Source organism: Pirellulales bacterium, from assembly GCA_035546535.1.
Taxonomy (GTDB): Bacteria; Planctomycetota; Planctomycetia; order Pirellulales; family JACPPG01; genus JACPPG01.
In genome coordinates this window covers 1-6,495 of record DASZWQ010000170.1, presented here as the reverse complement: position 1 = coordinate 6,495, position 6,495 = coordinate 1, and the positions used below count along the sequence as shown (strand labels likewise).

The window sequence follows — 6,495 nt, the reverse complement described above, 5'->3', positions numbered from 1 at the left end:
CGCCCTCGATGATCTCTTCGTGGCATGGCGCGCCAGTTTTGGTCACGACGGGCGGGATCGGGTTGTCCAGCCCGTGCATGACCTTGTCGAGGATGGTGTCTTCCTCGGCCTCGAACGCGAGCAGCGCCTTCTCACGATTCGAATAGACGCCGGCGACAAGCGGGTAGTCGGTGCCGTTGTTGTTGAACATGATCGCCGGGCCGTTGCGCACATAGCTCTGCTTCATTGCCTTGCCGACATCGTTGAGCTCGATGCGCCGGTTGACATCGATCAACTCGCCGTGCTGCCGCAGCACGTCGAGAAACTGGCGGAAATCTTGGAAGGGCATTTTGTGAGGACTTTCTGAGAGTGGTCACAATGGCAGGTGCGAATAGCGAGTGGCGAGTGGCGAGTGCGAATAGCTTGACTACTAATCCCTTTCGCCATTCGCTACTCCCTATTCGCCATTCGCCCTCTTCTCACATCACATCACATCACCCATCACAACTTCCCCCTCGGTCGGCGGGCGTTCGTAAAATTCCTGCTTCATGCGGCTCGGTAAGCCTTCACGCGCCAGCGTTTCTTCGAACTCCTTGCGGATCGCCGGGTCTTCCTGGTGATATCCGATGGCGCTGCCACCCTTACTGAGTTCGATGGCGCCGTAATCCATAAGCTGCTCGCCCGGCACGCCAGGCTTGCGCGCGCGCTGATTGTTCGGACCATGCCAGGCGGAGATGCGCAGGCCCTCTTTGCCGATGCCGAAATGCTGGTGATACCAGTCGCCGCTCATCGGCGCGGCGGACACGAGCCCGACCGGCTCGTAATCCTGGCGCTTGATGAACTCGGCCTTGCCGTTCTGCCACGGCGTGGTGCCGAGCGCCTCGGGCCATGTATAGGTGTAGCCCTTGCCCTTGACGCAAACGAGAACTGCCGCGGAGGCGTGCTTGTGCGCCTTGGAATAGCGGCCGGTCTCATGCTGGCCGATCCACAGATAGAAGCGGTTGCGCGCCATGGCCGGCTCGACCCGGCGGTAACCGGGCGAGCGGCGATTATCAAGCGGCAGGTCGCAATTGACGATGTCGGGGATAAGATTGGTGCGCCGCATGGCAAGCCCGCGGATCGGATCAGGTTCGAGATCGTCCTTCGGCTTGAAGAAATCCTCAGCGCCGGAAAACCGCTCGCTGAATGTGTACGGACACTCGAACACGAAATCGAGGTTGTCGAGCACGTTCATGACGTTCGGCGCCGTCGTGCCGCACAACAGCAGCGCCGGCGCACTGCCGGCATTGATGATGCGATGATAGGCGTTGAGCGGAACGGCGAACAACGAGCCCTTCTGCCACTCGAACACATGGCGCTTCCTCTGCCCTTCCTGCCAGACTTCGGTGGTGCCGCGGCCTTCGACCACGAGCACGACTTTCTCGTAAAGGTGCCGCTCGACATTGAGAGCGCCGGCGCCCGGCACTTCGACCACGTACATGCCCCACAGGCCCTCGGTGCCGAAAAGCTGGATGAAGGAGCCGCGGCCGCCGAGCCGCTTCCACGGCACCAGCGGCAGATCCTGCACCTTGCGTACGCCAATGCCGCGGTAGCACGGCACGCCTTCGGCCTCCATGAAGCGGTCATAAGGCAGCGGCTGGCGTAGGAATTTGCCAAAGCCCGCGTTCTCGCCCGCTTTGGGCTCATGCCAGTGGACCATATCGGGCGTGTCATGCATGGGTTGATCTCCACGTACTGTTCCGGCGAGCGGATTTGTTCTCTCTCAATAGTCTAGCAGAACAGCCTGCATTGCAGTCCAATTGAACCTGGCCGACGCTGGCACGACATAACAGCGAACAGGTTGTGCTGTCACCTTGTGGCGGCACAATGCTCACGGCCACCGCGGGCGGCGGCCCGATGATGCTGATCATCCCCGGCTCCGGCCCGACCGACCGCGTCGACAAACGCGGCATGTTCGGCAGCCGCGCCGCGGTGGCCGATGGTAACGTGGTCACTATTGACGACTACGTTACCGACATCGAATCCTGGATCGCATCAGCGTTTTCTCCTACGATCCGGCGAAACTGATCGCGGCAGTTAAGAAACGGGTGCTGATTCTTCAGGGCAAGCGGGACATACCTCAAGCTGGCCGCGCCGTCCGCCAAGCTTGTGCTGCTCGACAACACGAATCACGTGCTGAAAACCGTCACGTCCGATGACCGGCGCGCGAACGGGGCAACTTATGCCGATCCGCGATTGCCTTTGGCGCCGGCAGTGGTTGACGCCGTCGCCGGTTTCGTCGACAGCGCAACGAAGAAACCTTAGCCTATTGCTTCTTCGCCAATAGCTTCTTCAGCGCGTCCCGCAAGGCAGGCGGAGTCGCCGCCAAGCGGGCGATCGCCTGCCGCGCCGCATCGCCACCGACCGGGCTGACATCGACCTTGAGCTTCGCGGCATCGGCCAGATAGTCCGGGTCCTTGTGGACGGCAACGAAGGCCGACTCCAGCGCCTTGGCGCGCGCCGGCGGCACGCCGGGCGGCGCCGCGAACGGCCGCGACAAGAGATACGGCAATTCCGCGAGTTCGATCAGGGCGCGCGAGCGCGCATCAGGGGCAAGTTCGCGTGCCGTCGGCACGTCGGCAAGATCCGGCAGCCGCGTGGCGCGTCCGAATTGCAGCAGCACCCGCATGTCGCTGTTGGGCGCGAGCCACTGCGCGTGTGCCGAGCGCACCGACGACAGGCCGACGGTGCGGCCCTCGACTTCGTTCTGATCGATGGCGAGAAACAGCACGCCGCTGTCGCGATAGCCGGCAATCAGTTTGATATGCAGGCCGAGCAGTTCGCGCAGCAGGATCGGGATGTCGTCGCTGGTCGAGCCTTCCGCGGTGCCGCCCAAGACCATCGGCGGGCCGCCCGGCCGGCGCGCGTCGGCGATCGATTTGACCGGCGCATCTTTGCGCAGCATCAGCACATAGGCGTCGTTGGCGTAGCTCGACGACGAGCCAAGCCAGCTGAACTTCTTCGGATCGAACTGCACGTTCCGATCGCCGCCGAGCAGCGCAACCAGCGCCATGTCGCGAGCGAACAGCCCGAAGGTCGAGCCATCCTTTGGGGCGACCGTGTAAATGTAATTCGCCGCTCGCAGGCTACCGGCCCCCGGCATGTTCTGCACCACGACATTCGGGTTGCCGGGAATATATTTGCCGATGTGGCGGGCCAAGAGCCGGGCATAGATGTCGTAGCCGCCGCCGGGTCCGAACCCGACCACGAGGTCCACCTGTTTGCCGCGATAGAAGTCGGCGACCTCGTCGGCACGCGCGGCCGGAAGCGCCAAGACCAGAACGAATAGGACCAGGGCGAACGAGGACGCGAAAGTAAAAGCGCCGCCCGCGACGCGCGCGCGCAAATCCATGGCCTTCCCTCGTGCGGATGGCCTCACGGCCTCTCCTACCCTTTATGACCGACGCAGTTACGCCGCGCCGCGGGGCACGAGGCATCATACAGCAGGATCAGCGGAGGATTTCCAGCGCGGCAGGCGAAGGCAGGCGATGCCCCCGGTCAGTAGTGCCAGCTCAGTTTGCCGTAAAAGGTGCGCGGATCGCCGACAAAGCCGCCGGCGCTTTGGGCAACCGTGAAATACTCGACGTTTGTGATGTTCTTCACGCCGACCTGGGCGTCCCAGTGCGCGCCGTAATAGCCGAACATCGCGTCGATGACGGTTGAATCGGGGATCCAGGCGGTATCGGCGGTGCTGGCGTAAGTTTTGCTGTTGTAGGACAGGCCGGCACCGACACGGAAGCCGCGCACGCCCGCGATGGCGAAATCGTAGGTCGTCCAAACATTGAAGATGTATCGCGGCACGCCAACCGGCGTGTTCCCAACCTGCGACGGCGTTAACGGCACCGCCGTCAGCACCGCCTTCTGGGCGATCGCATTGGCCAGAATCTTCCACTCCGGCGTGACCGTGACTTGCAGATCGGCGTCGACGCCGCGAGACGTCTGGGCGTTGAACGCGATGGTGTTCGTCGTGGTGTTTTCGGTGAACACGTTGTTGCGGAAAATTTCGAATGCCGCCGGCGTAAAGACGATGCGTCCGTCCGGCGTCGAGAATTTGATGCCGGCTTCGTATTCGAGCCCGGATTCAGGCGCGACCACACCCGTCTGGGTCGCTTCCGAGTTGAAGTTTGTCAGATAGCTTTTCGACGCGCCGACAAAAGGCGCCACCCCCGGGAGAATTTTGTAGAGCGTGCCGACGCTCCAGCTGGTCGGCGTATCGATTTCGGTATCGACCATTCCGGGCTCGAGCGGACTGCCATTCGGCGCAATGCGGCCTGGAACGAAGGCGAGCGGCGTCAATTGCTCGTACCAGTGCTCCTGCCGAACGCCGAGCCGCACCTTCCATTGATCGGTGACGTCGATCTGGTCGGTAGCATACGTACTGAGATAGAGCGCCTGCAGGTCGTCGACCATGCCGCTGTGCTTGGCATCGCGCAGGAAGGTGAGCCCCGCCGTCGAGGTCTCGGGGATGACCGGCGCGAAAATGTTGGCGATGTTCGGCAGGTCGGCCGTCGCCCTATTGTCATCGATACGTTGCCATTCGACCTGCGCCCCTGTCAGCAGCGTATGGCCGATGCCGCCGGTGCGGAATTTCCACACCGGTTCGAACTGATAGGTAAAATCCTGATCGTGGTCGGTCTGTTCGCGCAATTGCCGGGCCTGCTGCTGCCAGAAGCCGCCGACCAGCGCAATCGTTCCGCCGCCGGAGTTGCGCAAGATGTCGACATCGCGGTGCATGTACGACAAGCGGTTGTTGATCGTGAGATAGTCCGCGATCCACCAGGAATCCGTCAGTGTCGGCCGCTCGAAATCCTGGTTGCCCTTGCTGAATGGCGTTGAATATTTGGCGGTGCTCGGCACGCCGGTCAGCGGCGTGCCGGCAAGGCCCGCACCGTTGAAATAGACGATGCCGTAGCTGTCGGGCGTGCGTTCGAGGTGGCGCAGATCGAGCGCAAACGTGGTGACGTGGTTGTCGTGAGTCCAGCTCAGCACCGGGCGGACTTCGTAATCCGCGCTCTTGAGATCGCGGAAACCGTCGGAATGCTGGAACAACCCGTCGACGCGGTAAGCCAGTCCCGGCACCGTGGTCGGCCCGGTGGCGAAGACACTCGTGGTCCAGGAGCCGAATGAGCCGATCTGCTGGCTGATGCCGTAGCCCGGCACCGCCGACGGCATGAAATGGATGATGTCGATGCTGCCGCCCGGCGTGCTGCTGCCGAACAGCGCCGAGCCCGGGCCCTTGAGCACTTCGATGCGTTGCACGCCGTTCATCGAGTGCGGAAAGCCGTTGGACTGATCGCCATCGGGAAACTGGTCGCTGAAGATGCGGGCGTCCATGCCGCGAATGGTGAAGCGGTCGAAGAAGCCGTAGGTCGACGTGCCGCCGATATTGATGCCGCTGATATCGCGAACCGCATCGCTCAGATTGGTGCCGCCCTGCTCGGTGACCACCGACCGCGGCACGACGACGACGCTCTGCGGCAGGTCGGCTAGCTTGGTGCCGGTCTTATCCGACGCTGCAGCCTGCTCGAGCGGCGCGGTTGAATTGGCATTGCCGCCTGGGCCACTGCCCTGTGCCGCGACGGACGAGCCAGCCGGAGCTGCGGTTGTCGCCGTGCGCGCTCCAGCGTGGCGGCGGCTTCTGCCGGCGGCGCGCTTGGCCTTAGGCGCTGAGACGACAATCTCGGGCATTGGCGTTCCAGCGCTCGGTGCAGGGGTCGATGGCGCCGGCGCGGCGGATGGTGTGCCCTGTTGGGCAGGCTGGGTCGCTTGCGGTGTCGACGGCGCAGCTTGCGGCGTGGACGGAGCGGCCTGAGGACCACTCTGCGGCGCCGGCGGCGTGCTCTGTTGCGCCGGCGGCGAACTCTGCTGGGCGCGCGGCGATGCTGTCGCCATCAGTCCAAGCACGAGAGCGATCGTCGTGGCCACCGTGTTGCGGCTGAGACCATTCTGGCGTCGAGAACAGAGCCTCGATCTGTCTTGCATTGCGGCCCCCCGACCACTTTAGAACGATACAAAAGTATAGTTCTATCAATGACTTATACGTGAATGAGTATTACCGCGCAAGAATAAAAAGTCATTGTGCAGTATAAAGGAATTAGAATAATTCGAATGTACGTATTTGGGCCAGTTTATACTCGTTCCAAATCATCCAATATTTCCTTGCTTGCTTCATAGTTGGTGGCCCTCGCGAATCTGCCGAAGTGCCGCTGTCGGCGATCGGGCTGGGCCGAACACGCGCCGATCCATGCGCCGGAATTTTCCACATGCGATGAGGCTCGTTCGCGCTCACCCGCCACCTTGCCAAGGCGTGATACAGCGCGTTGGGGGACTTGCGCGGGGTATGCACTTTTATTGACATCATCATACCCGCGGCACAGACTGCAGCGGCGCTGAAGGACGGTGATCTCGACCGGAAACGGTTTCGCACGCGCGGCTTTGGGGGCGTTCATGGCGCTGCGGGAATTCGCGGCGGCGATC

General features: G+C 62.6%; 6 protein-coding genes. 1 reads left to right on the top strand and 5 read right to left on the bottom strand.

Annotated features, from left to right (window positions below; genetic code table 11):
* Both VHD36_19965 and VHD36_19960 read right to left on the bottom strand, forming a co-directional pair.
* Window positions 1-295, bottom strand: a 295-nt coding sequence (locus VHD36_19965) for a hypothetical protein (protein HVU89616.1), incomplete at its 3' end; no start/stop codon positions are given.
* A gap of 168 nt (window positions 296-463) precedes the next feature.
* Window positions 464-1,696 (bottom strand): cupin domain-containing protein, encoded by a 1,233-nt coding sequence (locus VHD36_19960; protein HVU89615.1) that lies wholly within the window; start codon window positions 1,694-1,696, stop codon window positions 464-466.
* 149 nt (window positions 1,697-1,845) lie between these two features.
* Between VHD36_19960 and VHD36_19955 the strand changes: the two genes are divergently transcribed.
* A complete protein-coding gene (locus VHD36_19955; GenBank protein ID HVU89614.1) occupies window positions 1,846-2,046 on the top strand; it encodes a hypothetical protein in 201 nt (66 codons plus the stop codon).
* Between the two features lie 238 nt (window positions 2,047-2,284).
* On the opposite strand, the gene VHD36_19950 is transcribed toward VHD36_19955, so the two are convergent.
* The 3 genes from VHD36_19950 to VHD36_19940 all read right to left on the bottom strand — a co-directional run.
* Entirely contained in the window at window positions 2,285-3,370 is a 1,086-nt protein-coding gene (locus VHD36_19950; protein HVU89613.1) for a hypothetical protein, read from the bottom strand.
* Between the two features lie 146 nt (window positions 3,371-3,516).
* Window positions 3,517-5,706, bottom strand: a complete 2,190-nt coding sequence (locus tag VHD36_19945; GenBank protein HVU89612.1) for a TonB-dependent receptor — start codon at window positions 5,704-5,706, stop codon at window positions 3,517-3,519.
* 440 nt (window positions 5,707-6,146) lie between these two features.
* Window positions 6,147-6,495, bottom strand: a 349-nt coding sequence (locus VHD36_19940; protein HVU89611.1) for a hypothetical protein, incomplete at its 5' end; no start/stop codon positions are given.

Excerpts from the sequence above, each read along its gene's own strand:
- VHD36_19960 (HVU89615.1), bottom strand. The coding sequence starts at position 1,696 with ATGCATGACACGCCCGATATGGTCCACTGGCATGAGCCCAAAGCGGGC.
- VHD36_19955 (HVU89614.1), top strand. The coding sequence starts at position 1,846 with ATGCTCACGGCCACCGCGGGCGGCGGCCCGATGATGCTGATCATCCCC.
- VHD36_19950 (HVU89613.1), bottom strand. The coding sequence starts at position 3,370 with ATGGATTTGCGCGCGCGCGTCGCGGGCGGCGCTTTTACTTTCGCGTCC.
- VHD36_19945 (HVU89612.1), bottom strand. The coding sequence starts at position 5,706 with ATGCCCGAGATTGTCGTCTCAGCGCCTAAGGCCAAGCGCGCCGCCGGC.